General features: G+C 66.7%; 27 protein-coding genes. 20 read left to right on the top strand and 7 right to left on the bottom strand.

Features of this window, described 5'->3' with window-relative positions; all coding sequences use genetic code 11:
• The first annotated feature begins 6 nt into the window (after positions 1 to 6).
• Together ACXAJT_RS13625 and ACXAJT_RS13620 are read left to right on the top strand one after the other, a co-directional pair.
• A complete protein-coding gene (locus tag ACXAJT_RS13625) occupies positions 7 to 1626 on the top strand; it encodes a GMC family oxidoreductase (RefSeq protein ID WP_475236096.1) in 1620 nt (539 codons plus the stop codon).
• A complete protein-coding gene (locus ACXAJT_RS13620; RefSeq protein ID WP_475236094.1) occupies positions 1626 to 3017 on the top strand; it encodes a c-type cytochrome in 1392 nt (463 codons plus the stop codon). The genes ACXAJT_RS13625 and ACXAJT_RS13620 overlap by 1 nt, the downstream gene beginning before the upstream one ends.
• 203 nt (positions 3018 to 3220) lie before the next feature.
• Here ACXAJT_RS13620 and ACXAJT_RS13615 read toward each other — a convergent pair whose 3' ends face one another.
• Positions 3221 to 4408: an MFS transporter gene (locus ACXAJT_RS13615; protein ID WP_475236092.1), complete on the bottom strand. Its 1188-nt coding sequence runs from the start codon at positions 4406 to 4408 to the stop codon at positions 3221 to 3223.
• A gap of 718 nt (positions 4409 to 5126) precedes the next feature.
• Between ACXAJT_RS13615 and paoA the strand changes: the two genes are divergently transcribed.
• The 5 genes from paoA (at position 5127) to ACXAJT_RS13590 (ending at position 10331) form a co-directional block, all read left to right on the top strand.
• On the top strand, positions 5127 to 5777 hold the full coding sequence (gene paoA, locus ACXAJT_RS13610; protein ID WP_475236091.1) for an aldehyde dehydrogenase iron-sulfur subunit PaoA: 651 nt from the start codon (positions 5127 to 5129) through the stop codon (positions 5775 to 5777).
• Complete coding sequence (locus ACXAJT_RS13605) at positions 5774 to 6724, top strand: FAD binding domain-containing protein (RefSeq protein ID WP_475236090.1); 951 nt, start codon at positions 5774 to 5776, stop codon at positions 6722 to 6724. Before paoA ends, ACXAJT_RS13605 begins: the two co-directional genes overlap by 4 nt.
• A 4-nt stretch (positions 6725 to 6728) precedes the next feature.
• Positions 6729 to 8915, top strand: coding sequence for a molybdopterin cofactor-binding domain-containing protein (locus ACXAJT_RS13600; protein ID WP_475236089.1), 2187 nt, complete (start codon positions 6729 to 6731; stop codon positions 8913 to 8915).
• A 227-nt stretch (positions 8916 to 9142) separates the two neighbouring features.
• Positions 9143 to 9520, top strand: coding sequence for a DUF2255 family protein (locus tag ACXAJT_RS13595; protein ID WP_475236088.1), 378 nt, complete (start codon positions 9143 to 9145; stop codon positions 9518 to 9520).
• A gap of 43 nt (positions 9521 to 9563) precedes the next feature.
• Complete coding sequence (locus ACXAJT_RS13590; RefSeq protein ID WP_475236086.1) at positions 9564 to 10331, top strand: SDR family NAD(P)-dependent oxidoreductase; 768 nt, start codon at positions 9564 to 9566, stop codon at positions 10329 to 10331.
• A 188-nt stretch (positions 10332 to 10519) separates the two neighbouring features.
• Here ACXAJT_RS13590 and ACXAJT_RS13585 read toward each other — a convergent pair whose 3' ends face one another.
• The 4 genes from ACXAJT_RS13585 to ACXAJT_RS13570 form a co-directional block, all read right to left on the bottom strand.
• Positions 10520 to 11341: a formate/nitrite transporter family protein gene (locus ACXAJT_RS13585; RefSeq protein ID WP_475236084.1), complete on the bottom strand. Its 822-nt coding sequence runs from the start codon at positions 11339 to 11341 to the stop codon at positions 10520 to 10522.
• A 150-nt stretch (positions 11342 to 11491) separates the two neighbouring features.
• Complete coding sequence (locus ACXAJT_RS13580; protein WP_475236083.1) at positions 11492 to 12445, bottom strand: alpha/beta hydrolase; 954 nt, start codon at positions 12443 to 12445, stop codon at positions 11492 to 11494.
• 122 nt (positions 12446 to 12567) lie between these two features.
• Positions 12568 to 13314, bottom strand: coding sequence for an SDR family oxidoreductase (locus tag ACXAJT_RS13575; protein WP_475236081.1), 747 nt, complete (start codon positions 13312 to 13314; stop codon positions 12568 to 12570).
• Positions 13315 to 13404: 90 nt separating this feature from the next.
• Positions 13405 to 13758, bottom strand: a complete 354-nt coding sequence (locus tag ACXAJT_RS13570; RefSeq protein ID WP_475236079.1) for a cyclophilin-like fold protein — start codon at positions 13756 to 13758, stop codon at positions 13405 to 13407.
• Between the two features lie 342 nt (positions 13759 to 14100).
• Here ACXAJT_RS13570 and ACXAJT_RS13565 point away from each other — a divergent pair, with 342 nt between their 5' ends.
• From ACXAJT_RS13565 to ACXAJT_RS13510, 12 genes are all read left to right on the top strand, one after another.
• Positions 14101 to 14559 carry a (R)-mandelonitrile lyase gene (locus tag ACXAJT_RS13565; RefSeq protein WP_475236078.1) on the top strand — a complete coding sequence of 153 codons (459 nt, stop codon included), beginning with the start codon at positions 14101 to 14103 and terminating at the stop codon, positions 14557 to 14559.
• A 25-nt stretch (positions 14560 to 14584) separates the two neighbouring features.
• Entirely contained in the window at positions 14585 to 15556 is a 972-nt protein-coding gene (locus ACXAJT_RS13560; RefSeq protein WP_475236076.1) for a PQQ-dependent sugar dehydrogenase, read from the top strand.
• A 56-nt stretch (positions 15557 to 15612) separates the two neighbouring features.
• On the top strand, positions 15613 to 16542 hold the full coding sequence (locus ACXAJT_RS13555) for a LysR family transcriptional regulator (RefSeq protein WP_475236075.1): 930 nt from the start codon (positions 15613 to 15615) through the stop codon (positions 16540 to 16542).
• 109 nt (positions 16543 to 16651) lie between these two features.
• On the top strand, positions 16652 to 17131 hold the full coding sequence (locus tag ACXAJT_RS13550) for a carboxymuconolactone decarboxylase family protein (RefSeq protein ID WP_475236072.1): 480 nt from the start codon (positions 16652 to 16654) through the stop codon (positions 17129 to 17131).
• An 8-nt stretch (positions 17132 to 17139) separates the two neighbouring features.
• Positions 17140 to 17418, top strand: a complete 279-nt coding sequence (locus ACXAJT_RS13545; RefSeq protein WP_475236071.1) for a carboxymuconolactone decarboxylase family protein — start codon at positions 17140 to 17142, stop codon at positions 17416 to 17418.
• A 51-nt stretch (positions 17419 to 17469) separates the two neighbouring features.
• Positions 17470 to 18108 carry an NADPH-dependent F420 reductase gene (locus ACXAJT_RS13540; protein ID WP_475236070.1) on the top strand — a complete coding sequence of 213 codons (639 nt, stop codon included), beginning with the start codon at positions 17470 to 17472 and terminating at the stop codon, positions 18106 to 18108.
• A gap of 31 nt (positions 18109 to 18139) precedes the next feature.
• Positions 18140 to 18535, top strand: coding sequence for a (R)-mandelonitrile lyase (locus ACXAJT_RS13535; RefSeq protein WP_475236069.1), 396 nt, complete (start codon positions 18140 to 18142; stop codon positions 18533 to 18535).
• A 251-nt stretch (positions 18536 to 18786) separates the two neighbouring features.
• A complete protein-coding gene (locus ACXAJT_RS13530) occupies positions 18787 to 19515 on the top strand; it encodes a dihydrofolate reductase family protein (protein ID WP_475236068.1) in 729 nt (242 codons plus the stop codon).
• The gene (locus tag ACXAJT_RS13525; protein WP_475236067.1) at positions 19512 to 20891 is read left to right on the top strand and encodes an MFS transporter; all 1380 of its coding nucleotides are present in this window, start codon (positions 19512 to 19514) and stop codon (positions 20889 to 20891) included. The genes ACXAJT_RS13530 and ACXAJT_RS13525 overlap by 4 nt, the downstream gene beginning before the upstream one ends.
• A gap of 183 nt (positions 20892 to 21074) precedes the next feature.
• Positions 21075 to 21521, top strand: a complete 447-nt coding sequence (locus ACXAJT_RS13520; protein ID WP_475236066.1) for a (2Fe-2S)-binding protein — start codon at positions 21075 to 21077, stop codon at positions 21519 to 21521.
• 3 nt (positions 21522 to 21524) lie between these two features.
• Positions 21525 to 23720 carry a xanthine dehydrogenase family protein molybdopterin-binding subunit gene (locus ACXAJT_RS13515; protein ID WP_475236065.1) on the top strand — a complete coding sequence of 732 codons (2196 nt, stop codon included), beginning with the start codon at positions 21525 to 21527 and terminating at the stop codon, positions 23718 to 23720.
• 3 nt (positions 23721 to 23723) lie between these two features.
• Positions 23724 to 24080 carry a c-type cytochrome gene (locus ACXAJT_RS13510; RefSeq protein WP_475236064.1) on the top strand — a complete coding sequence of 119 codons (357 nt, stop codon included), beginning with the start codon at positions 23724 to 23726 and terminating at the stop codon, positions 24078 to 24080.
• A 79-nt stretch (positions 24081 to 24159) separates the two neighbouring features.
• Here the strand turns inward: ACXAJT_RS13510 and ACXAJT_RS13505 are convergent, their stop codons facing one another.
• Together ACXAJT_RS13505 and ACXAJT_RS13500 are read right to left on the bottom strand one after the other, a co-directional pair.
• On the bottom strand, positions 24160 to 24624 hold the full coding sequence (locus tag ACXAJT_RS13505) for a group III truncated hemoglobin (RefSeq protein WP_475236060.1): 465 nt from the start codon (positions 24622 to 24624) through the stop codon (positions 24160 to 24162).
• Positions 24621 to 25286: a helix-turn-helix transcriptional regulator gene (locus ACXAJT_RS13500; RefSeq protein WP_475236058.1), complete on the bottom strand. Its 666-nt coding sequence runs from the start codon at positions 25284 to 25286 to the stop codon at positions 24621 to 24623. Before ACXAJT_RS13500 ends, ACXAJT_RS13505 begins: the two co-directional genes overlap by 4 nt.
• An 88-nt stretch (positions 25287 to 25374) precedes the next feature.
• Here ACXAJT_RS13500 and ACXAJT_RS13495 point away from each other — a divergent pair, with 88 nt between their 5' ends.
• A complete protein-coding gene (locus ACXAJT_RS13495; protein WP_475236057.1) occupies positions 25375 to 25977 on the top strand; it encodes a superoxide dismutase in 603 nt (200 codons plus the stop codon).
• Positions 25978 to 25982 lie beyond the last annotated feature (5 nt).

Here is a 25982-nt window from a genome sequence, read left to right as displayed (position 1 = left end):
CTCCCAATGACCAGCTCCTCGCAAGTCGTCATCGTCGGAACCGGCGTGGTCGGTGCTGTCGTCGCAGAACAATGCCTCGACGCCGGCCTCGAAGTTCTGATGATCGAAGCGGGTCCGCGCGTGACGCGGTCCCAGATCGTCGAAAACTACCGCAACCTGCCGCTTGGCTCGAAGCCCGATGCCACCGCCTCCTATCCGCCCGCCGACTGGGCGCCGCACCCGTTCTACGGGCAGGAGTATCTCGAGAGCACCGGCCCCAACACCTACAACCCCACCTATCTGCGCTACGCCGGCGGCTCGACCTGGCACTGGGCCGGCACCTGCTGGCGCCTGACGCCGGAAGACATGCAGCTGCGCTCGCGCTACGGGGTGGGCCGAGACTGGGCCTTCGACTACGACACGCTCGATCCCTACTACAACAAGACCGAGCAGGTGCTGGGCATCTGCGGGCCGTCGGACCCCGAACTGCAATGGCCGCCGCGGCCGCGCTCGATGGACTACCCGATGCCGCATCTGCCGCTGTCGCAGGGCGAGCAGAAGTTCAGCCAAGTGGTGCAAGAGCAGCTTGGTCTGCGCAACCTGCCGGTGGCGCAGGCGCGCAACTCCGGCACGCCCTACGATGATCGCCCGGCCTGCTGCGCCAACAACAACTGCGTGCCGGTCTGCCCGATCGGCGCCAAATACGACGCCGCCACCGCGCTCAACCGGCTGGAGGCGAAAGGCGCCACGATCCTCGACAATTCTGTGGTCTACCGGGTCGAGACCGGCGAGGGCAACGGCATCGCCGCGGTGCATTACTACGACAGCAACCGCGAAAGCCACCGCGTCACCGGCGCGCATTTCGTGATCGCCTGCAACGGCGTCGAGACGCCGAAGCTGATGCTGATGTCGGCCGATGACCGCAACCCGAACGGGCTGGCCAACTCCTCCGATCAGGTGGGGCGCAACATCATGGACCACCCGCAGCAAGGCTACACGTTCACCACGACCGAGCCTTACTGGCTGGGCGCCGGGCCGGTGGTCAACAGCGGCATCATGGAGACCTCGCAGGGCGCGTTCCGCGGCGAGCATGCCGGGGCCTACTTCCGGATGAACAACTTTGCCCGCAACCGCTATATCGCCAAGCGCGCGGTGCAGAGGGGCAAGGTTGGCCGCGCGCTGGACGAGGAAATCCGCCGCCTGACGGCCTGCACGGTCAATGTCGTCGCGGCCTACGAGATGCTGCCCGATCCCAACAACCGGCTGACCCTGTCGGGCAACAAGGACTGGCTCGGCCTGCCGCGGCCGAGCGTTTACTGGGACGTGGGGGACTACACGCGCCGCTCCTCGCGCGAGTATGCAGAGCCGATTGTGCGCCGCATCGGCGAAGCCATCGGTGCGACGGATTTCAAATCCGCCGGCGACAACTTCTCGACCTCCAAGCACATCATGGGCGGCACGATCATGGGCAACGATCCGGCGGATTCCGTCGTCGATGCCGTGTGCCGCACGCACGACCACGAGAACCTCTACCTGCCCGGCGGCGGCGCAATGGCCTCGACCGCCTGCGGCAACAGCACGATCACCATGACGGCCCTCGCGTTCAAGGCAGCCGAGGCGCTGATCTCGGAGGCGAAAGGCGCATGATGTCCCGCAAACTCCCCCTCGCCGCCGCGTTGACGCTGGTTGCCGGCGCGGCCTCGGCGGCCGATTTCTCTGACGACCTGGTCGAACAGGGGCGCTACATCGCCACCGCCTCGGACTGCGTGGCCTGCCACACCAGCGCCGAGGACAAGCCGTTCGCCGGCAACCACGCGATCGCCTCGCCGGTGGGCACGATCATGGCGACCAACATCACGCCGTCGGTCGAGCATGGCATCGGCAGCTACACCGAGCAGGAATTTTCTGACGCGGTGCGGCGCGGGGTGCGCGCCGATGGTGCGAACCTCTACCCGGCGATGCCCTACACGGCCTATGCCAAGATCACCGACGCGGACATGCACGCGCTCTACGCCTACTTCATGCAGGGCGTGGAGCCGGTGGACGAGCCGAGCGCCGAAACCAGCCTGCCGTTCCCGTTCAACATCCGCGCCTCGATGATCGGCTGGAACCTGCTGTTCCGTGATACGTCGGTGCATCAGGATGTGCCCGGAGAGTCCGAGGCATGGAACCGCGGCGCCTATCTTGTCGAGGGGCCGGGCCACTGTTCGAGCTGCCACACGCCGCGCGGCGTGCTGATGCAGGAAGACGGCAGCCAGCATCTTGCAGGGGCGCAGATCGGCGCATGGTACGCGCCGAACATCACCTCCGACCCCGAGGCCGGCATCGGCGCGTGGTCGCAGGACGAGATCGTCGCTTATCTCGCCACCGGCCGCGCCGAGGGCAAGGCGCAGGCGGGCGGCAGCATGGCCGAAGCGGTGACCCACAGCTTCTCGAAGCTGACCGACGAAGACCTCGGTGCCATGGCGACCTACCTGTCGGATGTTCCCGCCGTTGCCGGTGAGAGCCGGTTTGACCAAGGCGAAGCGGGCAATATGACCATGGCGTTCCGCGGCCTCGACGCAGAGCCGGAAGGGCTTGCGGAAGGCGCGCAGATTTATTCGGCCAACTGTGCCTCGTGTCACGGCTTCAACGGGCAGGGCACCAAGGATCAGTACTACCCGAGCCTTTACCACAACTCGGCCACGGCGGGCGCCTCGACGGTCAATTTCATTGCCGCAGTGCTGAACGGCGTCGACCGCGAGACTGAAGAGGGGCATGTCTTCATGCCGCCCTTCGGCGATCAGGTGAACGCCTTCAATTCGCTCAGCGACGATGAGGTGGCGAGCCTGTCCAACTACGTCTTCGCGCAATACGGCGACCGCGATCAGGCGGTGACCGCCGCGGAGGTTGCACAGATCCGCGCGGGCGGGCCGGAGTCGAACCTGCTGGCGATGGTTCGCATCGCGATGGTCGTCGGGGTTGCCTTGGGGGCGCTGCTGCTGCTGGCTCTCGTGGTGTGGCTCCGGCGCCGTCGGAATGGCGCTGGCGCGGCCTGAGCCGCGCCTGTCTCCCGCGGTGTCTTTGGGCGCGGCGGGGGCAGCCAAGGCAGGCGGGGTTTGCCGCCACTGCCTGAACATTGAAGGCTTGCCCCGGACGGCAGAACGTCGCCGGGGCAAGCCTCTTTTTTGGGGGGGCGGGCCGATCGCCGGACCTGCGTGCGCTTGCCGGGTCGCTCAGGCCAGTCGCTTAAGTCCCCCGCTCAGGCCAGCCCTTGGCGTCTGGCGTTGGCGCTTTGCAGACGCAGCGCGACCAGCCCCAGCAGAGCAAGGCCCCCGCCCGCCAGCGGCACCGCAGCGACGCCGAGGCCAAGGCCGATCACCGCGCCCCCCACCGCTGCGCCGACGGCGTTGCCGAGGTTGAAGGCCGCGATGTTCATCGCCGCGGCGAGGCTCGGCGCGTCGGCAGCGGCCTGCATGGCGCGCATCTGCAGCGCGGGAACGCAGGCGAAGGCGGCAGCCGACCATGCGATGAAGCCAAGGATGGTGCCCGCGGCAGAGCCGCAGACAAAGGGCAGCGCCGCCGAGGTCAGGGCCAGCGCCAGCATCGCCTGCGCCGCGCCGCGTTCGACAGAGCGGTCGGCCAATTTTCCGCCCAGCCAGTTTCCAAGCGTCAGGCCAAGGCCGATCAGCACCAGCATCAGCGTCACGAAGGCGCTCGACGCGCCGGCGATCTCTTGCAGAAACGGCGCCACATAGGTGTAGACGGCGAAGAAGCCACCGGCAAAGAGCACCGTCGCGGCGAGTGTGCCCAGCATCTGCGGGCGCAACAGCGTGGCCAATTCGCGGCGGGCATCGGGGCGCGGCTGCGGGCCGGTTTCGGGCAGCGCACGAGCGATCGCGATCAGCGCCACCACGCCAAGGCCCACGGTCCCCGCGAAGGCTGTACGCCAGCCGATGGTCTCGCCCATCCACGCCGAGGCGGGCACACCGCCGATGTTGGCGATGCTGGTGCCCATGAACATGATGGCAAGCGCACTGGCCCGGCGTTCCTGTGGTACCAGCGACGTCGCCGCCACCGCGCCGAAACCGAAGAATGCGCCCTGACACAGGCTGGTGAGCAGCCGCCCGGCCATCAGCGACCAGTACTCGGGGGCGAGCGTCGAGACGAGGTTGCCGAGGATGTAGATGCCCATCGTCATCATCAGCGCGCGGCGCGGTCCGAAGCGCGCCAGATAGAGCGTCATGAACGGCGCGCTGATCATCACCCCGATGGCGTAGGCGGTGACCAATTGGCCTGCGGCGGGGATCGACACGTCGATGCCATCGGCAATCGCGGGCAACATGCCCATCGGCGCGAATTCGGTGGTGCCGATGCCAAACGCGCCAAGGCCGATGGCCAGCAGCGCAAGGCGGGGCGATACGGCAGAAGACGGGGCTGCCTTGGACATGAGGATTGTGTCCTTTGGTTGTTGTGAGGGAGGTGTTGAGGGATTTGCACCACATGTACGCCGCGGATCGCGGACGCTGTATGGGGGCAAAGCCACTGCCACTGATGAACACGCGTCATGAAAGCGCCAAGGTTTAGGGCTGCTTCGGCTTCGCCGGCGCACAAGCGCAAGCCGAGGCTCGGACCGGGCAGAAGGTCCGTCGCCGTCAAGCTGGTCGGCACAGGCTGTTCACCCTTCGAGGCGCTGCCTCGCTTGCAGGGAGGGATCGCGCTCACCCCAAGGGGGCCTCTCGATCTGGATGCACCGGGGCGCGACGAACTGCAGGCGCGTGCGAGCAGACGAGCATGCCTCTATGCGGAATGCTCACTGCATATTTGTTTTGCGCCGGGAAACCCAATGCGCTGCCGGGCGTTTTTCCCGACAACGCCCGTCGACGCAGTGTCACCCGGTTTGCGCCTGTCTCCCACGCGTCCGGGGGCAGCAATCGATGTCTCTGCGAGGTCGGCTCTGCGCCCTTCTGGGCGCCGACTGCGAAAATCCGGTGCTTTCGCAGGTCATCAAAACCCTACCCAACGCGCGAGCTTGGTCTTTGGTTTCATGAATCTGCCTAATGGCGGGAATGAGCGCCAAGGCGTTGGACATTGCGAGGTTCCGCAACAGGTTTTCTTCCAAATCTCCGTGCGTGCCGCCGCGCGCCCATCGACAGGAAGGATACTCCATGTCCCCACCCATCGAATTCGAACTCCGCCGTCGAACCCTGCTTGCCGGAAGCGCCGCGATCGCCGTGAGCGCCGCCGCGGGCCGACCCGGTGCCGCGCAGACCTCCGGCGGATCCGGCACACCGGTCGGCCCCGAAAGCACCTCGGTCACGCTGACGGTGAACGGCGAAGAGCGCGAGCTTACGGTCGACAACCGCACCACGCTGCTCGATGCGCTGCGCGAGCAGTTGCAACTGACCGGCACCAAGAAGGGCTGTGACCACGGCCAATGCGGCGCCTGCACCTGCACGGTGAACGGCCAGCGCATCAATTCGTGCCTGTCGCTGGCGGTGATGCACGACGGCGACGAGGTGAAGACCATCGAAGGTATCGGCACGCCCGAGCAGATGGACCCGATGCAAGCTGCCTTCGTCGAGAATGACGGCTTTCAGTGCGGCTATTGCACGCCGGGCCAGATCAACTCGGCCAAATCGGTGATCGAGGAAATCCGTGCTGGCATTCCCAGCCACGTCACCGGCGATCTGACCGCCGAGATCGAGATGACCGACGCCGAGATCCGCGAGCGCATGTCGGGCAACATCTGCCGCTGCGGCGCCTATGCGAACATTCTCGCCGCCATCACCCAAGTCGCCGAAGGAGACGAGGCATGAGAGCGTTTTCCTACGAGAAGGTGAGTGATCCGGCGCAGGCCGCGGCGCGCGCCGCCGAGGTCGAGGGCGCCAAGTTCCTCGCCGGGGGCACCAACCTGCTGGACCTGATGAAGCTCGAGATCGAGACCCCGGCGCATGTGATCGACGTCAACGGTCTCGGCCTTGATGAGATCACCGAGACCGAAGAGGGCGGGCTGCGCATCGGCGCGCTGGTGACCAACACCGCGCTTTCCGCAGACAGCCGCATCCGCCGCGACTACCCGGTGCTGACGCGGGCGATTGCCGCGGGCGCCTCGGGTCAGCTGCGCAACAAGGCGACGACGGGCGGCAACCTGCTGCAGCGCACGCGCTGCCCGTATTTCTACGACACCGCCCAGCCGTGCAACAAACGCAGCCCCGGCTCGGGCTGCGCAGCGCTGAGCGAGGGGGCCTTTTCGCGCCAGCTTGGGGTGATCGGCACCTCTGATGCCTGCATCGCCACGCATCCGTCGGACATGGCCGTGGGCATGCGCGTGCTTGATGCGGTGGTCGAGACGGTGACGCCCGAGGGCATGACCCGCACCATCCCGCTGGATGAGTTCCATCTGCTCCCGGGCGATACGCCCGAGCAGGAGAACGCGCTGATGCCGGGTGAGCTGATCACTGCGGTGACCCTGCCCGCGCCGGTGGGCGGCGAGCAGAAGTACCACAAGGTGCGCGACCGGGCGTCCTACGCCTTCGCGCTGGTCTCTGTGGCGCTGATCCGACAGCCCGACGGATCGGGCCGTGTGGCGCTTGGCGGCGTCGCGCCGAAGCCGTGGCGCAGCGCTGCCGCCGATGCCGAGCTTTCCAACGGGGCTGCGGCAGTGATGGCCGAGTTGCTGGGCGGCGCGCGTCCGACCGAGGAAAACGCCTTCAAGATCACCCTGGCCGAGCGCACGCTCGCAGCCATGCTGGCAGAGGAGTGACGACATGAAATTCGACAATGCAGCAGGCGAAAACACCCTGTTCGACAATGCCGAGGTCGTCGGGCGGCCGACGCACCGGATCGACGGGCCGCTGAAGGTCACCGGCACCGCGCCCTATGCCTACGAGCGTCACGATGTGGTCGAGGGGCAGCTTTACGGCTACCCGGTCGGCAGCGCGATCAGCCACGGGCGGATCGTGTCGATGGACGCCGAGGCGGCGCGCAATGCGCCGGGTGTGCGGGCGGTTGTGACCACTTTGGAGATCGACCCGCTTGAGAAGGGCATGAACAACGTCGCGCGGCTTTTTGGCGGCGCCGAGGTGCAGCACTATCATCAGGCGATCGCCGTGGTCGTGGCCGACAGCTTTGAGCAGGCGCGCGCCGCAGCTTCGCTGATCGAGGTCGACTATGAAGCCGGCGATCCGGCGGATTACGATCTGGGCGCCGCCTTCGAACGGTTGCAGGGATCGGGCGAGATGGACACCGACACCGGCGACGTCGAGGCGGCCTTTTCCAGCGCCGCCGCGGTGCTCGACGAGATGTACCACACGCCTTCGCAGTCGCACATGGCGATGGAACCGCATGCCTCGATCGTCGATTGGTCGGATGGCGAGCAGATGACCGTCTGGACCTCGAACCAGATGATCAACTGGAACCACGGCTCGCTGGCCACCACCTTCGGCATGGATCAAGAGAACATCCGCGTCGAAAGCCCCTATGTGGGCGGCGGCTTCGGCGGCAAGCTGTGGCTGCGCGCCGATGCGGTGCTGGCGGCGCTCGGCTCGCGCGCAGCGGGGGCACCGGTGAAGCTGGCGCTGCCGCGTCCGTTCATCATGAACAACACCACCCACCGGTCGGAAACCGTGCAGCGCATCCGTCTGGCGGCGGGCGAGGACGGCAAGCTGACCGGCATTTGGCACGAGGCGGCCTCGCACGCGCTGCCCGATGGCCGCGGCGAGAACGCCACCGCGCAGACGCCGTATTTCTATGCTTCCGACAGCATCCGGGCCAAGCACCACATCGTCACCATGCCGCTGCCCGAGTCCGCCGACATGCGCGCCCCGGGTGAGGCCGCGGGCCTGATGGCGCTGGAAGTGGCGATGGACGAGATGGCCGAGAAACTGGGCATGGACCCGGTGGAGTTCCGCAAGGTGAACGACACGCAGGTCAATCCCTCCAGCCCGGATCAGGAGTTCTCGGACCGGCACTTCGTCGAGTGCCTCGACCGCGGCGCCGAGAGCTTTGGCTGGGCGGACCGCAACAGCGCGCCGGGCGCGACGCGTGACGGCCAGTGGCTGATCGGCCATGGCGTCGCGGGGGCTTACCGCGGCGCGCTGGTGCTGCCGTCGGGCGCGCGGGCGCTGCTGGAGGGCGGCAAGCTGGTGATCGAGACCGACATGACCGACATCGGCACCGGCTCTTATACCATCCTTGCGCAGACCGCCGCCGAGACCATGGGGCTCACCCTCGACGACGTCGAGATGCGCATGGGCAACAGCGCCTATCCGGTGTCCTCGGGCTCGGGTGGCCAATTCGGCGCGGCCTCCTCGTCGGCGGGGGTCTATGCCGCCTGCATGGCGCTGCGTGAACGCATCGCCGAGCAGCTTGGCGTCGAGGACCCGGAGTTCCGCGAGGGCCGGGTAATCGCCGGGGATACCGAGCGCGCGCTGTCGGACCTTGAAGGGCAGATCGACGCGGTGGATTCCATCGAGTGGGGGGACTTCCAGTCCGAATACCAGATGGCCACCTTCGGCGCGCATTTCGTCGAGGTCGGCGTGCATGCCGGCACCGGCGAGACGCGGGTGCGTCGGATGCTGGCGGTCTGCGACTCGGGCCGCATCCTCAACCCGATCACCGCGCGCAGTCAGGTGATCGGCGGCATGACCATGGCGGTCGGCGCGGCGCTCTCCGAAGACATGGCGCTGGACAGCGGCCGCGGAATGTTCGCCAACCACGACCTTGCGGGCTACGAGGTGGCGGTGAATGCCGACATCCCCGAGCAGGAGGTGATCTTCCTCGACACGCTCGACCCGGTGGCCTCGCCGCTGAAGGCCAAAGGCGTTGGCGAGCTGGGGGTTTGCGGTGTCGCCGCGGCGGTGGCCAATGCCGTCTACAACGCCACCGGCGTGCGGGTGCGCGAGTACCCGGTGACGCTCGACAAGCTGATCGGTGAACTGCCGCCGGTCGGCTGACCCTGACATCTTTCGCGGGTCCGGGCCTCGCAGGGCAATTGCCTTGCGGGGCCCTTTTCTTTGCCGGGAGGGCCGTCCGCCTGACGCGGCGCTGCCCGTCCGCAAGGTTCCATGAATCCGGCTCATGAGCGCCAGTTGCAGGCGTGCTCTACTGGCCGCGCGGACCCCAGCTAGATGTCTTCAGAGGGACGAAACGCGCCCGGCAGCTATCGGAAGGAGCAGGCACCATGACATGGACCGCGGAATTTCTTGAGATGATCGCTGGCAGTGACGGGCTGCGCGTCGCGCCGCTGCGCGAGGACGGGAAGACCTTTGGCACGCCCACGTTCATCTGGGCGGTGGTGGTCGAGGGGCGGCTGTTCGTCCGCGCCTACAGCGGGCCCGGATCGAGCTGGTACCGCGCCGCGCTCCGCGAAGGCGCGGGCCGTATACACGTGGCCGAACAACCGTTCGAAGCGCGTTTCGCACCGGTCGATCCGGCGCTCTGGGGCGCCATCGACGCGGCCTACCGCAGCAAATATCCGACCAGCCCCTATCTCGCGCCGATGGTCTCGGAGCGGGCCCGGGAGGCCTGCGTCGAAATACGGCCGGCCGGCAACGCCTGACGGCACCGGAGCGGCACTCGAAGACCAAGAAAGGACCAACGACATGAAGAAGATGCTTGAGGGGAAAACCGCGGTGATCACCGGGGCGAGCAAGGGTATCGGCTACGCCATCGCCGATCTCTTCGCCGAAGAGGGCGCCAACGTGGTGCTGACCGCGCGCGGCAAGGACGGGCTCGACAAGGCCGTGGCGGAGATCAAGGCCAAGGGCCACAGCGCGCTTGGCGTGGTGGCCGACAGCGCCGACCGCGAGGCGCCCGCGCGGGTGTTCAAGGAAGCGATCGACGCCTTCGGCCAGGTCGACATCCTGGTCAACAACGCGGGCGTGGGCGAGATGTACGCGATTGAGAAGACCTCCGACGACCATTTTGACGACATCATGCAGATCAACCTCGCCGGGCCGTTCCGGTTCTGCCGCGAGGCGGTGAACCACATGATGCCGCGCGACGAGGGGCGGATCATCAACGTCAGCTCGGTGAACGGCACCACGCCGATCTGCGGCGTCGCCTACACCACCACCAAGGGCGGCATGAACACCATGACGCTGAACATCGCCATGCGCCTGTCGGGCACCAAGATCCGCTGCAACGCGATCGCGCCGGGGGTGACCGACACCGACGCCGCCCGCGCCTGGGCCGCCGGCGAGCAGGAAGGCGGCGGCGAGATGCTGGAGTTCTCGGACAAATACACCAACACCACCGTGCCTTCGACTGAACCGATCGATCAGGCCTATGCGGCGCTTTATCTGGCGTCCGACATGGGCCGGGCGGTGACCGGTCAGGTGATCCAGGTCGACAACGGCCAGTTCCTCTGAGCGCTGCGCCAGTGTGACGACATGCAACACCCCCGCAGGCCTTGCGGGGGTGTTTTTCTGTGCGAGACACGGGGTCGCGTGAGGGCTCCATTGTTCCTCAAACACGCAGGTGCGGCGCTGGCGGCTTGGTTCGGCATGCGTATTTGGAAAGAGAAGAAGCGGGACCTGACGAGGTCTTCCGCGTTCGCTCAGTCGGGGAGTTCGCGCAGCACCTGCCCGTGCGCGATCAGCGCAAACAGGCCGGTGCCGCCAGCTATATTGCCCAGCAAGGTGCCGGCGAGCAGCGCCGCACCTGCGGTGAGACCCAGCTCGTCGTGGATCACCAGCAGGAAGACCTCGGCCGAGCCGGCGATCGAATGGGTGAAATCGCCCATCGCGATAAGGTAGGTGAACAGCATGATGACCAACACCCCGGCGCCGCGCGCCGCCGGCAGCATCCAGACGATCGCGGCGATGTAGAACCCGGCGGGGATGCCGTAGCGAAACGCCTCCCACGGGGTATAATTGCCGAAGTGGCGTGAAACCGCGAGCATGCCGTCGACGTGTTCTGGGGGGATCGCGTCGCCCCAGGTGGCCAGCGCGATGGCCAGGAAGGTGCCCGCGAAATTGGCGATCAGCGTCACGCCCCAAAGTCGCGCCGTGGCGCCCAGCATGGCCATGCCGCCCTTCTGCAGCAGCGGCAGGATCGCGGTCAGCGTGCTTTCGGTGAAAAGCTGCAAGCGCCCCATGATCACCAGCACGAAGCCCAGCGTGTAGCCGAGGTTTTCGATCGCCGTCCGATAGGGGTGATCGGTGAAAAGCCCGTGCAGGATGCCTTCGGCGGTGACCGAGACGGTGATGCCAAGCCCGGCGGCGACACCCGACCACCACAGCGAAAGCGCGGGGCGCTGCAGATCGTGCATGCCATCTTGATGGACGATGCCGTAGACCGAGACCGGGCTCAGCCCTTGGTTTTCGGCGATGTCCTTTTTCTCCTGACGGGAGATCTGTGTCGTGCCCTCTTGGCTCATCTGTCTGGCGTCCTGCTGGAAGGGGGGGGCGCGGCGGCCAGCGGCGCCGCGCCGATGCAGCGCGGCCCGCAGGGCCTTGGCAAGCGGACGCCCCGAGGCCGGAACCTCGGGGCGCGGAGTGTCGGGCAGGGCCGGAACGGCCCGGGCCCTTTACTTGCCGAAGGCGGCGCCGAAGAACTCGAGGAGCTTGCCGAACGGGATCACGTCGGTCTTGTCATAAAGGTCGACGTGGTTGGCGCCGGGCACCATGAAAAGCTCTTTGGGGTCATGCGCCTCTTTGAAGACGTCCTCGCTGAAGTAGCGCGAGTGCGCCTCTTCACCGATCACCAGCAGGACCGGGCGGCCGTTCAGCCACTCCAGATCGTCGAGCAGCGCGAAGTTCATCCACGACGGCGTGCTGGTCATGGTGAACTGGGTGATCGAGCGCGGGTGGTTGCCGCGCGGACGCGAGTAGAATTCGCCGAACTCGGCACCCACCGGGTTGGCCTCGGCGTCCCACTCCAGCGGCGCGCCGCGGTCGGTGAGGGTCTGCTCGCCGGTTTCGAAGTCGGCCCAGCGTTGTTCGGCCAGCGTCGCGAGCAGCCCGGTGCGGTCGTCATCGGTCATGCTGTCGCCGAAGCCGTTCTTCTGCATGCGGCTGATGTCGTACATCGACACGGTGGCCACGGCCTTGATGCGCGGATCGATCTTGGCCGCCGACAGCGCGAAACCGCCGGAGCCGCAGATGCCGATGGCGCCGATCTGGTCGCGGTTCACGAAGGGGCGGGTGCCGATGAAGTCGACGCAGGCCATGAAATCCTCGACCATCTGGTCGGGCGACGACAGGTGCAGCTCGCCGCCTTCCGAGGCGCCGTTCCAGGCCGGATCGAAGGTCAGCACGACATAGCCCTGCTGCGCCAGTTCATTGGCGTAGATGCCGGGGCCCTGTTCCTTGACGCCGCCATAGGGTGCGCCGACGATCAGCGCCGGGTATTGCTTGGTTTCGTCGAAATCTGCCGGGCAGTAGAGATCAGCGGCGATGCTGATGCCGTAGCGGGTCTGAAAGTCCACCGGGGTGCGGGTGACGTTCGGCGACAGATCGAAGATGTAGTTGTCTTTGGGCATGGGTCTTCCTTGGGAGGTATTCTGAGAGTCTTTTTGGGGAGGAGGTCTTGGAGGAGGGCTTGGTGGAAGTCCGGGACCACCGTCAGGGCGGCCCCGGACGTTTCTTCAGTCTCAGCCGCGGATCATTCCGGCTGCACTGTGGGGCGGAACAGGATCTCGTTCACATCCACATTCGCCGGCTGCGAGATGGCGAAGCTCACCATGTCGGCCATCGTGGTGGCGGGCACGGCGATCTGCGGCACGAACTCGCGCAGCTGGTCGCCGAGGCCGGGCTCGGAGATGTGCTGGGTCAGTTCGGTGTCGACCGCGCCGGGCGAGATCACCGTGACGCGCACGTTGTAGTCCTTCACCTCTTGGCGCAGGCCTTCCGAGAGCGAGCGCACGGCGTGTTTGGTGGCGCAGTAGACGGCGCCGGTGGCAACGGTCTTGTGGCCGTAGACCGAGGAGACGTTGATCACCTGACCCGACTTCTGCTCCTTGAAGATCGGCAGCACCGCGGCGATGCCGTAGAGCGTGCCCTTCATGTTGACGTCGATCATCTGGTCCCACTCGTCGATGCGCAGGCTCTCCAGCGGCGAGAGCGGCATCAGCCCGGCGTTGTTGAAGATCACGTCAATCTTGCCGAAGGTCTCTTTGGCGGTGTCGACGAGCTTCTGCACGTCTTCGCGCTTGGTGACGTCGGTGGCCACGGCGATGGCCTCGCCGCCCGCGTCCTTGATCTCTTTGACCAGGGTTTCAAGGCGGTCGGCACGGCGGGCACCAAGCGCGACCTTGGCGCCCTTGGCGGCGAGATCGCGGGCGGTCGCTTCGCCCATGCCGCTCGAGGCGCCGGTGATAACAACGACTTTGCCGGTGATGTTGTCGGTCATGATAGTCTCCTTCCTAGAGGGTGGCCTTGAGGGTGGCAGAGCGTTGTCCGGGCCGTTTGCCGGCCTCTGATGGCTCTGCCGGGGTGTGTGTCAGTCCGCGCGGGTGATGCGGGCCTTGAAGCTGCCGTGCTTCAGAAGGGCGGCGAAATCACCCTCGATGGCGCCGAGGCGGACAAACCCGCTGGCGGGCTGAAACGGCTTGTAGAAGATCGCAAGGTTGCCCCAGGGCGCGTAGAGCGTCAGGTCGCCCGCTTGCGCCGCATAGCGCGCCGGCGCTCCGGTGGTGTCGAGCTTGCGGGGCAGGTCGGCGACCTTTTCGATGCCGTGGTAGTCGCTCAGGGTCAGGTCAAGCGGCAGCAGTGCAGCAAAGTCCTGCCCGGCGGGGCTGTCGTCGAGCGTGGCGGGAAGCACCGCGTCGTCGACAGTGATCTGTATCTTTGTCATGGCATGTCCTTTCCGTCGGAGCGATCCGGGGCCGAGGCGATGGTGCGTCGGACAGCGCTCCATCTAATCCATCTTGCGCGGCGGATAATCGGTGGCGAACTACAGGCACCCATGAGCCGCATTCATGAAACCTCAGGAAGCGCCGCGGCGGCTCGTGATCGGACCAACCTTCCAGATCGCCCCGGATCATCCTGTTCTGCGCTTTTCATGAGACCTCCTCATGAGCGTATTCTTACCTTGCGGCATTATACGCACAGACGACAGCACTATGTCTTTGCTGGACCGGGGATAAGCCCCTGTTTCAGGCCAAACGGCCGCCTCACGAGAAACGGAGACGACCAGATGAAATCCACCCTTGCAGCCCTCGCCCTCACGCTTGCCGCCACCCCCGCGGCCTTCGCGCAGGAAATGACCCAGACCACCACGCTCGAGCGCGGTGGCCAGATCGGCGGCGACGAGACCTTCACCGGCACCGTGTTTGTCGCGCCGGTCTTCGACCCGAACATGAACGACGTCAGCGCCGGCGAGGTGACCTTCATGCCCGGCGCGCGCTCGGCGTGGCACACGCATCCGATCGGCCAGTACCTCATCGTGACCAAGGGCACCGGCTGGTACCAAGAAGAAGGTCAGGAAAAGCAGATCATGCGCACCGGCGACGTGGTCTTTGCCCCGGCCGACGTGAACCACTGGCATGGCGCCACCGACAGCACCTCGGTCACCCACTACGCGATCCAAGCTGCCGAAGACGGCACGGCCGTTGTCTGGGGTGATCTGGTGACGGACGAAGAATATGGCAGCTAAGGCTGCTTTCTGGCGCGGCCTTTGCATGGCCGCGCTTCTTCCGCTCAGTGCGCAGGCGCAGGAAACCGTGCTCGAGGGGCTCGACTACCCTTGGGACATCGAGGCGCAGGATGCGGTGATCTACATCACCGAAAAGGCTGGCACCATCGGCACCTTCGAAGACGGTGACTTCAGCCGGCTGCCCGTCGAGACCAGCGCGCCGATCCTCAATGACCGGGGCGGCGGCCTGCTTGGCCTTGCGCTGCGGCCCGACTTCGCGCAGAGCCAGCGGGCAGTGGCGTATCAGCACATGGGCACGTCCGACGCGCGCAGCAACCGGGTCATCGAGATCGAGCTTGATGGCGATGCATGGCGCGAGACGCGCGTCCTGCTGGACGGCATTCCCGGCCATCCGCTCTACAACGGTGGGCGCGTCGCGTTCGGGCCCGATGGGATGCTCTATGTCAGCACCGGCTGGACCGAGAACCGCGAACGTCCCCAGGACCTCGAGAACCTCGCGGGCAAGATCCTGCGGCTGACGCCCGATGGTGCGATCCCCGCGGATAATCCGTTCGAGGGCTCGCCGGTCTGGTCGCTGGGGCATCGCAATCCGCAGGGGCTGGCATGGGGCGCCGATGGGCACCTCTATGCCGCCGAGCACGGCCAGTCCGGACATGACGAGGTGAACCTCATCGAGCCCGGTGCCAACTATGGATGGCCTCTGATACAAGGCGACGAGACTGCAAACGGCATGCAGGCACCGCTGGCGCATTCCGGGCGCAGCACATGGGCGCCGTCCGGCCTTGCATGGGATGGCGAGCGTCTGCTGCTGGCCAGTCTGCGCGCCGGGGCCGTGCTGTCTGTCGGGGCAGACGGGGCGGTGAGTGAAGCCTTCGATCTCGGTGGGCGCGTCCGCGACGTGCTGGTGACCGATGAGCATGTCTATGCGATCACCACCAACCGCTCGCCCCGCAGAGACGGGCCGTCTGAGGACCAGATGGTCCGGATGCCACGATAGTCGGATAATCGGTGGACGTCATGAGCCACACCCATATATCGTGAGGGAGACCCGTCGTGATCCTCGACAAACAGATCAAGGCCTCCCTCATGCTTCGCGAAAACATCAACGATCTCATTGCGCTGGCGGCTGTCGCCGAAGAGCGCAGCTTTACCCGTGCCGCGGCCCGTCTCAACGTCTCGCAATCGGCGCTGAGCCACACCATCAAGGGGCTGGAGCAGCGGCTGGGCCTGCGTCTGCTGACCCGCACGACGCGCTCGGTGGCGCCGACGCTGGAGGGTGAGGATTTGTTGGCGACGCTCAACCCGTGCTTCGAGAAGATCGAGGCGCGGCTCAATGCGCTCAACGACTCGCGCGATCAACCCACTGGCACGGTGCGGATCGTCGCCGTGGAATACGCCATCGACACCATTCTCTGGCCCAAGCTCTCGGCGGTTCTGAAGCAATACCCGGCGGTCAACGTCGAGTTCGTCATGGACTACGGCTACACCGACCTTGCCAGCTCGCAATGCGACGCCGGGGTGCGCTACGGCGAGCAGGTGAGCGAGGGGATGATTTCTATGCGCATCGGCCCGGATGAACGGATGATCTGTGTCGGGGCGCCGGAGTATTTCGAAGCCGCGGGGATCCCGCAGGTGCCGCAGGACCTGACCGAGCATCGCTGCGTGAACCTGCGCCTGTCGACCCACGGCGCGCTGTATGCGTGGGAATTCGAGGATCAGGACGGCAACGAGATCCGCGTCAAGGTATCGGGCCAGACCTGCTTCAACACGATCAACCCGGTGATGCGCGCGGCGCTGGACGGCCACGGGCTGGCGCTGATCCCCGAGCGGTTGGCTGCCGATCATCTGGCGTCCGGCGCGCTGCAGACCTGTCTCGAAGAATATTGCCCCTATTTTCCCGGTTTTCACCTTTACTATCCCAGCTGTCAGCGCCCGTCCTCGGCCTTCGAAGTGGTGCTGGAGGCGCTGCGCGAGCGGGGCTGAACCATTCATGAGGCGCTGTCATGAGTGGGTTGGTGTGATTTGGCATTAAGCTTCCCTAGCGTCGGCCTACATCAAGCGTGCAACCGGAATTAGCCCAACAGGAGCTCCCATGAAGACCTATGTTGCCGCTTCGGCCCTCGCCCTCATGACCACCGGCGCTACGGCGCAGGAGGTGACCAACACCCTGCCGTCCGCCGTCGGCTCGGTCGCCCCGGCGCTTGAATCCTATTCCAACGACGGTCTGTTCGGCTCCGTCTGGTCCGGCGAAGAGCTGTCGATGCGCGATCGCTCGCTGGTGACCTTCGCCGCGCTGATGACCCGTCATGAGACCGAAAACCTCGGCAGCTATGTCGAACTGGCGCTTGATGCGGGTGTGACCCCGGCCGAGCTGTCCGAAACGATCACCCACCTTGCCTTCTACACCGGCTGGGGCAACGCCACTGCCGCCGCCGAAGCCATGGCGCCGGTCTACGAAGAGCGCGGCATCACCGCCGAAGACCTGCCCGCCGTCGATCCCGAACTGATGGATTACGACGAAGAGCCGAGGCAAGCCGTCAGGAGTTCGTCTCGAGCACCTATGGCGACGTGAGCCAAGGCGTGGTGGACACCACCGAACAGATGCTGTTCCTCGACCTGTGGCGCCGTCCGGCGCTGGAGCCGCGGGATCGCAGCATGGTTACTGTGGCCGCGCTGATCGCGGCTGGTCAGCCCGAGCAGATGACTTTCCACCTCAACCGCGCGATGGACAACGGCATGTCGCAGGAAGAAGCGGGTGCGATGCTGTCGCATCTGGCGTTCTACGCAGGCTGGCCCAAGGTGTTCTCGGCGATGCCGGTGGCCAAGCAGGTGTTCAGCGACCGCGTGAGCACAGAGTAAGACACGGGCAGGCGGGGCATGGCCCCGCCGCCTCACTTTTAGGAGACCCCCATGAAGATCGGCATTCTCGGATCGGGCCTGATGGGCGGCAAGCTCGGCACGCTCTGGGCGGCCAGTGGCCATGACGTCACCTTCGCCTATTCACGCAGCGCCTCGAAGCTTCAGCGCCTCGCCCGCGACAGCGGCGCCGCGCATGGCACAGTGGCCGAGGCGGTCGAGGGCGCGGATGCGCTGCTGCTCTCGGTGCATTGGTCGCGCGTCGGCGACGTGCTGGAACAGGCCGGCGATCTGGCGGGCAAGGTCGTGCTGAACTGCTGCGTTCCGCTGGATGCGGCAGACCGCGATCTGGTGGTCGGCACTACCTCTTCCGGCGCCGAGGAACTGGCCAAGATGCGCCCCGAAGCGCGCTGGGTGTCGTGCTTTAACACAACGCCGTCCGAAAGCTTTGCCCCGGTGTTCGCCCGCAAGGGTCAGGACCCCGCGCCGCAGGTGTTCACCTATGGCGACGACGCGGAGGCAAAGCAGATCGCGGGGCAGTTGATCCGCGACATCGGTTTCGAACCGCTGGAAACCGGCGGGCTGCGCAACGGGCGCTATATAGAGCCCTTCGCGATGGCCACCGTCGAACTGGCCTACGTCCAACCGGGCGGGCCGGCGCTCACTTACAGATTTACCAAGCTGCGCGACTGATCGCGCAGCCCTACGAAGAAGGAGAACGACAATGAAAATCATTCGCGCAGGCAGCATTCCTTCCGGCCCCGGTCCCGAGGACTATTTCACCGGCACGGTGCGCATCGATCCGATGTTCCAAGCTGACGAGCCGGGCCGCACCAGCGGCGCGCATGTCACTTTTGAGCCGGGCGCGCGCACCGCATGGCACACGCATCCCGCCGGCCAGACCATCATCATCACCTTCGGCAAGGGCCGTGTGCAGCGCGAAGGCGGCCCGGTCGAGGAAGTCACCGCTGGCGACGTGGTGTTCTTCCCGGCCGAGGAAAAGCACTGGCACGGCGCCGCGCCGGAAAACGCCATGTCGCACATCGCCATTCAGGAAAGCATCAACGGCTCGCCGGTGACCTGGATGGAGAAAGTGGCCGACGAAGACTACAACGGCTGATCGGCAATGATCGGGGCGGACTGCCCTGCAGCCGGGCCGGGTGCACCATTGCGCCCGGCCTTCTGCGTTCTGTGGCGGCTTTCCGGCCTGCCTGCCGTGCGGCCGAACGGGCCCCGCGCGGCCCATTCATGAGCGGCGGTCATCTCTGCGAGGTGAGAAACAGGGATACTACCGTCGCGACCGCGCCGCATATGTAGCAAAACTCTCCCCGCGTCTGCGGGGCCCACCTTGAACCGCACGCGAGCCGAGCCATGATTGACGCCAAATCCCGCCCCGAAATCATCTGCCACATGATCACGTCCATCGACGGACGGTTGCTGGCGGATCGCTGGCCCTGCGAGGAAGAAACGCTGCTGGAGATTTATGACGCCGCGGCGGACCTTCTGGAGGCCGACGGCTGGATCGTCGGGCGGGCGACGATGCAGGCGCATTATCTCGACGCCGCAGAGCCCGCAGCATCCGTAGAGGCTGGCCCGCGCGAAGACCTTGTGGCGCCCAGTCACAAGGCGCTCGACGGTGTTGGCATCTGTATCGACCGCAAAGGTCGGCTGCATCCCGAAAGCGGCGAGATCGAGGGCGCGCATCTGGTGATCGTGCTTGGGCGCGATGTGGCCGCGTCGCATGCGGAGGCGCTGGCTTCGCGTGGCGTATCCGTGTTTTTTCTTGGCGCCGGTGAGGACGCGATCGCCGATGTGCTGGCGCGCATCGGAGCGGCCTTCGGGACCGGCCGGCTGATCCTCGAAGGTGGCGGTGAAATCAACGGCGCGTTTCTTTCCGAGGGGCTGATCGACGAGACCAGCACGCTGGTCTACCCCGTGGTGGACGGGCAGGGCGGAGATCCGGCGATCTACGAACATCGCGGCAAGACCGATGTGCGTCCGCTTGAACTGATCGCGGTGGAAACGCTGTCCGGGGGCTGCGTCTGGATGCGCCACCGCGTGGTGGCCCCCGCCGGCGCATGCGATGGAGACCCGCGATGAGCCGCCGCGAGAGCTCCGCCTCGGAGGCGTCGCGGCTTCCGCTCGCCGTGATTGCGCTGGCCACGTTGCTGGCGCTGGTGGTGTTCACCGCGCCGCTGACCACCCTCGAGGCGATGACCGCCGCGCTGGAGCTTGGGGCGGCGGAACAGGCTTGGGTGATGAGCGGCATGCCCCTAGGGGCCGCCTGCGGGCTGCTGACGGCGGGGGCTTTCGGTGACACGCTGGGCCGCCGCCGGACCTTCGTCGGCGGGCTGTGGATCACGGTGGTCTCCTCGATCGCGGCGGCGCTTGCGCAGAACGGGCCGATGCTGATCGTGATGCGCATCGTGCAGGGCCTCGGCAGCGCAGGGATCATGGCCTGCGGGCTGGGTCTTCTGGGACAAATCTATCAGGGCGAGGCGCGCCGACAGGCGGCGGCGATCTGGGCGGCGGCGCTCGGCGCCGGCGTGGCGGTCGGGCCGATCCTGGCCTCCGCGTTGCTGGCGTATTTCGGCTGGCATGCGATCCATTGGTTCATCGCGGTGATCTCTGCTCCGCTGGCGCTGGCGGCAGCGCGCCGCCTGCCGGAAAGCCCGCGCACCGGGCAGCGGGTGGATCTGCCCGGCTCGGCGGTGCTGATCGTCGGCATGGCGGCGCTGATGTCCTCGCTGGTCGAGGTGCGGGTCGGCTCTTCGGGGCTGGTGACCGTGCTGATCGCGCTCGCCGCGGTGCTGCTTGCGGTGTTTATCCTGCTCGAGCGGCGCAGCAGCAACCCGATCCTCGAATTGCGGCTGTTCGGCAACCCCGCCTTCGTTGGTGCGACCCTTGCCGCCTTTGCCTCGGGGGCCGGGGTGCTGGCGCTGATGTCGATGGTGCCTACCGTGCTGGTGCGCGGGCTGGGGCTGTCGCCGCTGGCCTCGGCGCTGGTCATCCTCGCATGGTCGGGGGTCACGGTGATCGCGGCGCTCTGCGCGCGGTTTCTGCCAGAGGCGCTGTCGTCGCGGGCGCGGGTGATCTGGTCGATCCTTGGCTGCGCGCTGGGGCAGGCGCTGCTCTTCGCCGCGGACGCGGGCAGCAGCTGGGCTGTGGTGCTGCCGGGGCTTTTCGTGGCGGGGGTCTCCAACGGTATCCTCAACGCCTCGCTGGGCCACGAGGCGGTGCAGACCGTGCCGCAGGAGCGCACGGCCATGGGCTCTGCGGCCAACAACACCGCGCGCTATCTCGGCTCGGCGCTTGGCATCTCGCTGATCTCGGTGCTGATCGCCGGGGCGCAGGGCGACAGGCTGTTCCACGGCTGGCATCAGGCGGTCGTCGCGACCTCTGTGATCAGCCTGCTGGGCGTGCTGGCGATGTTGCTGCTGTCGCGCGGCGCAAGGGGCGGCGCGCAGGCCGCCTGAGCCGCCTGCGCCATTCATGAGCCGGGCTCATCGGCGCTATCTGGTTTTGCCCCCTAGCCTGATCCGCTGCAGGATAGGACATTGGCTGGTGCAGAGAGATTTCGGCAGGACTGGCCCGCGCTGCCCGCGCGCTGGTCCGTTCTGCCTTGAGAGCAACAGACGTTCTAACCGACAGGTATGACTATGCAGCTGAAAATCAACGGCGCGACGCATGACGTCGACGTGGAACCCGATACCCCGCTTCTGTGGGTGATCCGTGAAGAGCTTGGCCTGACCGGCACGAAATATGGCTGCGGCATCGCGCAATGCGGCGCCTGCACCGTGCTGATCGACGGCGTGGCAACGCGCTCGTGCGTGACCCCGGCGGACAGTGTTTCGGGGCTCGAGATCAAGACCATCGAGACCGTCGAGGAAACCGAGGTCGGCCGCCGCGTGGTCGAGGCCTGGGTCGAGAACGAGGTCGCGCAATGCGGCTATTGCCAGTCGGGTCAGGTGCTGGCGGCAACGGCGCTGCTGAGCGACATCCCCAACCCGAGCGATGATGACATCGATGGCGCAATGACCAACCTGTGCCGCTGCGGCACCTACAACAAAATCCGCGCCGCCGTGCGCAGCGTGTCGGAGGCCTGAGCCATGGGTGTGCTTGATCAGATCTCGCGCCGCCTCGGCAAAGCGCCGATGAACGTCTCGCGCCGCGGCTTCCTTGCCGGGTCGGGCGCGCTGGTGCTCGCCACCGCGCTGCCGCTGCGCCCGGTGCGCGGCCAAGAGGCCGCCGCCGAAGCACCCGCCGTCGAAGCCTTCCTCGAACTGCGCTCGGACGGCACCGCGCTGCTGCGCAGCCCTTTCATCGAGGGCGGGCAGGGCATCTTTACCGCCATGGCGCAGATCGTCGGCGAGGAGCTTGACCTCGCGCCCGAGAGCTTCTCGGTCGAGATCGCCCCGGCGGGCGGCCCCTTCGGGCTGATGGGCGGCTATCGCCTGACCGGCGGCAGCATGTCGACGCGCACCGGCTACCCCGTCATGCGCCAGCTTGGCGCTGCGGCGCGCGCGATGCTGGTCGAGGCCGCGGCGCAGGAATGGGGTGTCGACGCCTCTGAACTGGTGACCGAGCCGGGCGTTGTCGTGCACGAAGGCTCTGGCCGCCGCGCGGCCTACGGCGATCTCGCCGCCGCCGCGATGGACCTGCCGGTGCCCGCAGAGCCCACGCTCAAAGACCAGGCCGACTTCCGCTGGATCGGCTCCGCGCTGCCACGCTTTGACGTGCGGGCGAAATCCACCGGACGGCAGAACTACGCCATCGACGTCGAGGTCGAGGGCATGCTGCTGGCCGCGTTGCGTCATGCGCCGCGGCTTGGTCTGACGCCCTCGGCGGTGACCAATCAGGCCGAGATCGAGGCGATGCGCGGCGTGCACTCGGTGCAGATGCTGGACGGCGCCGTGGCCGTGGTGGCCGAGAAATTCTGGCAGGCGCGCCGCGCCATCGACGCCGCCGAGATCGACTGGACCGAGGGCGAGGCGCAATGGCCGATGCCCTCCGATTTCTCGTCTGCCGGGTTCCGCGACACGCTGGCGGGCGCGACGGGCGAGGTGGTCGAGGTCGAAGCGCAGGGCGATGCCGCCGGTGCGCTCGACGCCGCCGAGACGGTGATCGAGGCGACTTACGACGCGCCCTACGTGGCGCATGGCCAGCTTGAGCCGCCGTCGGCCACGGCGCGGTTCAACGAGGATGGCACGCTTGACCTGTGGATGCCCTGTCAGGCGCCCGAGATGTTCCTCGGCGCAGCTGCTGAGGCCGCGGGCCTCGAGGCGGGCCAGGTTAATCTGCACCAGCAGGTGCTGGGTGGCTTCTTTGGTCGGCACTTTCTCTACGCCACCGCCAACCCCTTCCCGCAGGCGATCGCGCTGGCCAAGGCCGTGGGCCGTCCGGTGAAACTGATCTGGACCCGCGAGGAGGACTTCTTGCGTGATGCGCCGCGCCCGCTGGGCCTTGCGCGCTTCCGTGGTGCCGTCGGCCCCGAGGGCCCGACCGCGCTGCAGGTCGAGGTGGTGGGCGAAGGCCCGACCCAGCGGTGGTACCAAGCGCCTCCGGGGCAGGACCCTTCGGCGACCGAGGGCATCTCGGGCAAAACCTACGCGATCCCCGACAAGCACATCGGCCAGATCTTCCACGCCAACCCGGCGGTGATCGGCTACTGGCGGGCGGTGGGCCACTCGATGCATGACTTCATGTATGAGGGCTTCCTCGACGAGCTGGCGGTAGAAGGTGGCCTCGATCCTTACGAGATGCGCCTGTCGATGCTGTCGGGTTCCGAGCGTCACCGCACGCTGCTTGAGCGCGTCGGCGAGCTGTCGGGCGGCTGGACCCCCGGCCCGTTCGAGGCCGAGGACGGCACCACCCGCGCCCGCGGCGTGGCCATGGCCTCGCCGTTCGGCTCCGAGGCGGCGGTGATCGCCGAGGTGTCGATCGACGGCGGCGAAGTCCGCGTGCATCAGGTCTGGGTTGCGATCGATCCGGGGCAGGTGGTGAACCCCTCCACCATCGAAGCGCAGGTGCAGTCGGCGGTCGCCCTCGGCACCTCGCAGACGCTGGTCGAGGAGCTGGTCTATGAGAACGGCGAGCCGACGGCGCGCAACTTCGACATGTATCCGATCCTGCGTCCCGATCAGATGCCGCAGGTTCACACCGCCATTGTCGAGAGCGGTGCGGCCATGGGCGGCGTCGGCGAGCCCGGCTTGCCGGCGGTTGGCCCGGCCATCGTCAACGCGGTGGCGACGCTCACCGGGCAGCGCATCCGCAGCCTGCCCCTGTCGAAACACGACTTCGGATAAGTGATGAAGAAACTTGCTACGTTCGTTCTCCTCGGCCTGTTGGCCGGGGAGCCTTTGCTGGCGCAGGACGCCGCCGAAGGTGAAACCGTGTTCCAGCGGCGCTGCTCGGCCTGCCACACGCTCGACGGGTCCAACCGGGTCGGCCCCAGCCTGCAGGGCGTGGTCGGTCGCGCGGCGGGCACCGTCGAGGGCTTCCGCTACTCGGGCGCGATGGAAGACAGCGGTTTGACCTGGGATGCCGAAACGCTGGTGCAATACCTCGAAAACCCGCGCGACATGGTGCGCGGCACGCGCATGGTGCTGCGCCTTCCCGATGAGGAAGATCGCCGGAACGTCGTGGAATTTTTGTCGACCCAGTGATCTCTGGCCCTTGCGAGAGACGTATCGGCATACGAGAGGCGGCTTCGGCCGCCTCTTCGCGTTTCCGCCAACCGGTCGCCTACGGGTAATCCTCGCGGGTGAGCGGCGGGCGAAAGGTCATGATCTCTCCACGGTGCATGGCGATGTTCATGCGGAACGCCTCGGCCACCCGCTCAGAGCGGGCAATGAACAGCGCGGCGGTGCGTTCGGGGCAAAGCTCGGTGACCGTGTGGCGAAAGATCGCGAGCCAGCGGCGGAAATGCGCGTCGTCCAGTTCGTCGATGGCCTGATGCTTGGGCATCGGCTTGCCGCTGTAGCTGCGGGTGCCGAGCAGCGCGGAACTCCAGAAGGCGGTGATCTTCTCCATGTGCTCGGGCCAGTGATCCTCGGCCACGCGGGCATGAAACACCGGGCCGATCAGCGGGTCGGCGCGGACCTGATCGTAAAAGCGGTGCACCACGCGGCGGACCATTGCCTCGTCCAGCCCTTCGGCGATCGCCTCGTCGGTGGTTGGCTCTCCGGGACGCGCGGGGGAGGGGCTCATGTGCCTGTCTCCCGGACCACATAGGTGCAGCGGCGTCCGCCGTTCACGATGTGCTCGTCCCGCTCGATCTGTGCGCCCGCGCCGAGGGCGTTCTGGAAGACCGCCTTTTCGGCGCGGCAGAAGCCTTGGCAGAAACTCGCGGCGGCGCAGATCGGGCAATGGTTCTCGACCAGCCGCAGCGTGCCGTCCGGCTCTTCCTCGACCTGCGCCATGTAGCCCTCGGCGCTGCGCAACTCGGCAAGCCGTTCCAGTCGGGCGCGGGTGCTGCCGCAATCTGCCATCGCGTCGCGGTACAGCTCCAGCGTCGCCGCCTCGCGTTCGGCGATGATCCGGTCCAGCGCCTCTGGTCCCAGCACCTCGGAGATGCTGCGCAGGATGTCGACGGTGAGCGCGGCGTGGGTGTCGGGAAAGCGCGCCTGCGCCTTGTCGGTGAGGTGCCAATACACCGCAGGGCGCCCGCGTCCGGCACTGCGGCGTTCCTCGCGCACCAGCCCGTCCTCTTGCAGCCTGCTGAGCTGCTGGCGCGCGGCCTCGCCGGTGATGCCCTGCCGCCGCCCGACCTCCGCCGAGGTTTGGGCGCCATGCATCTTGAGCGTCATCAGCAGCCGCTCGGAAGGGGCGCGCGGCGACCACGTCTCTTTTTCCAAGTCATCGCTTGACATATTCGCTCCAGTGTTTTTCAAAGTGCTTGCTTGTTTAAATAACCAAACGGGCCGCGGCGCGCAAGCGCAGGCTCAAAGGAGACCACAGATGACCTTCGAACTTCCCGCCCTGAACTACGCGCATTCCGCCCTTGCCGAGCGTGGCATGAGCCAAGAAACCCTCGAGTTGCACCACGACAAGCACCACCAAGCCTATGTCACCGCGCTGAACGGTTTCGTCGGCGGCAACGCCGCCCTGCAAGGCAAGAGCCTCGAGGAGATCATCGCGCTGAGCTACGCGGATGATGCGCTCGCGGGCGTGTTCAACCAAGCCGGCCAGCACTGGAACCACATCCATTTCTGGAACGCTCTGTCGCCGAACGGCGGCGGCATCCCCGGCACGCTCGAAGCCAAGCTGGTCGAGTCCTTCGGCTCGGTCGACGACTTCAAGGCCGCGTTCAAGACCGCCGCGACCACGCAGTTCGGCTCGGGCTGGGCGTGGCTCATCCAGAAGGCCGACGGCAGCCTCGGCGTCACCAAGACCCCGAACGGCGTCAACCCGCTGGCCACCGGCGAGGGCACCGCGCTGCTGGGTCTCGACGTGTGGGAGCACAGCTACTACGTCGACTTCCGCAACCGTCGTCCCGACTACGTGAGCAACTTCCTCGACAACCTCGCGAACTACGAGTTCGCCGAAAGCAACCTCGCCTAAGCGGT

It is taken from the genome of Salipiger sp. ABF4_146, from assembly GCF_056161345.1.
Note: the sequence above shows the minus strand (reverse complement) of the source record. Positions and strands in the feature narration are given on the sequence as shown.

Bases quoted from the DNA above. Each gene is read 5' to 3' on its own strand.
- ACXAJT_RS13590 (WP_475236086.1), top strand. From the start codon at position 9,564: ATGAAGAAGATGCTTGAGGGGAAAACCGCGGTGATCACCGGGGCGAGC.
- ACXAJT_RS13580 (WP_475236083.1), bottom strand. From the start codon at position 12,445: ATGCCCAAAGACAACTACATCTTCGATCTGTCGCCGAACGTCACCCGC.
- ACXAJT_RS13625 (WP_475236096.1), top strand. From the start codon at position 7: ATGACCAGCTCCTCGCAAGTCGTCATCGTCGGAACCGGCGTGGTCGGT.
- ACXAJT_RS13500 (WP_475236058.1), bottom strand. From the start codon at position 25,286: ATGTCAAGCGATGACTTGGAAAAAGAGACGTGGTCGCCGCGCGCCCCT.
- ACXAJT_RS13510 (WP_475236064.1), top strand. From the start codon at position 23,724: ATGAAGAAACTTGCTACGTTCGTTCTCCTCGGCCTGTTGGCCGGGGAG.
- ACXAJT_RS13620 (WP_475236094.1), top strand. From the start codon at position 1,626: ATGTCCCGCAAACTCCCCCTCGCCGCCGCGTTGACGCTGGTTGCCGGC.
- ACXAJT_RS13495 (WP_475236057.1), top strand. From the start codon at position 25,375: ATGACCTTCGAACTTCCCGCCCTGAACTACGCGCATTCCGCCCTTGCC.
- ACXAJT_RS13585 (WP_475236084.1), bottom strand. From the start codon at position 11,341: ATGAGCCAAGAGGGCACGACACAGATCTCCCGTCAGGAGAAAAAGGAC.
- paoA (WP_475236091.1), top strand. From the start codon at position 5,127: ATGTCCCCACCCATCGAATTCGAACTCCGCCGTCGAACCCTGCTTGCC.
- ACXAJT_RS13575 (WP_475236081.1), bottom strand. From the start codon at position 13,314: ATGACCGACAACATCACCGGCAAAGTCGTTGTTATCACCGGCGCCTCG.
- ACXAJT_RS13565 (WP_475236078.1), top strand. From the start codon at position 14,101: ATGAAATCCACCCTTGCAGCCCTCGCCCTCACGCTTGCCGCCACCCCC.
- ACXAJT_RS13505 (WP_475236060.1), bottom strand. From the start codon at position 24,624: ATGAGCCCCTCCCCCGCGCGTCCCGGAGAGCCAACCACCGACGAGGCG.
- ACXAJT_RS13595 (WP_475236088.1), top strand. From the start codon at position 9,143: ATGACATGGACCGCGGAATTTCTTGAGATGATCGCTGGCAGTGACGGG.
- ACXAJT_RS13560 (WP_475236076.1), top strand. From the start codon at position 14,585: ATGGCCGCGCTTCTTCCGCTCAGTGCGCAGGCGCAGGAAACCGTGCTC.
- ACXAJT_RS13515 (WP_475236065.1), top strand. From the start codon at position 21,525: ATGGGTGTGCTTGATCAGATCTCGCGCCGCCTCGGCAAAGCGCCGATG.
- ACXAJT_RS13605 (WP_475236090.1), top strand. From the start codon at position 5,774: ATGAGAGCGTTTTCCTACGAGAAGGTGAGTGATCCGGCGCAGGCCGCG.
- ACXAJT_RS13520 (WP_475236066.1), top strand. From the start codon at position 21,075: ATGCAGCTGAAAATCAACGGCGCGACGCATGACGTCGACGTGGAACCC.
- ACXAJT_RS13550 (WP_475236072.1), top strand. From the start codon at position 16,652: ATGAAGACCTATGTTGCCGCTTCGGCCCTCGCCCTCATGACCACCGGC.
- ACXAJT_RS13525 (WP_475236067.1), top strand. From the start codon at position 19,512: ATGAGCCGCCGCGAGAGCTCCGCCTCGGAGGCGTCGCGGCTTCCGCTC.
- ACXAJT_RS13600 (WP_475236089.1), top strand. From the start codon at position 6,729: ATGAAATTCGACAATGCAGCAGGCGAAAACACCCTGTTCGACAATGCC.
- ACXAJT_RS13530 (WP_475236068.1), top strand. From the start codon at position 18,787: ATGATTGACGCCAAATCCCGCCCCGAAATCATCTGCCACATGATCACG.
- ACXAJT_RS13535 (WP_475236069.1), top strand. From the start codon at position 18,140: ATGAAAATCATTCGCGCAGGCAGCATTCCTTCCGGCCCCGGTCCCGAG.
- ACXAJT_RS13615 (WP_475236092.1), bottom strand. From the start codon at position 4,408: ATGTCCAAGGCAGCCCCGTCTTCTGCCGTATCGCCCCGCCTTGCGCTG.
- ACXAJT_RS13540 (WP_475236070.1), top strand. From the start codon at position 17,470: ATGAAGATCGGCATTCTCGGATCGGGCCTGATGGGCGGCAAGCTCGGC.
- ACXAJT_RS13570 (WP_475236079.1), bottom strand. From the start codon at position 13,758: ATGACAAAGATACAGATCACTGTCGACGACGCGGTGCTTCCCGCCACG.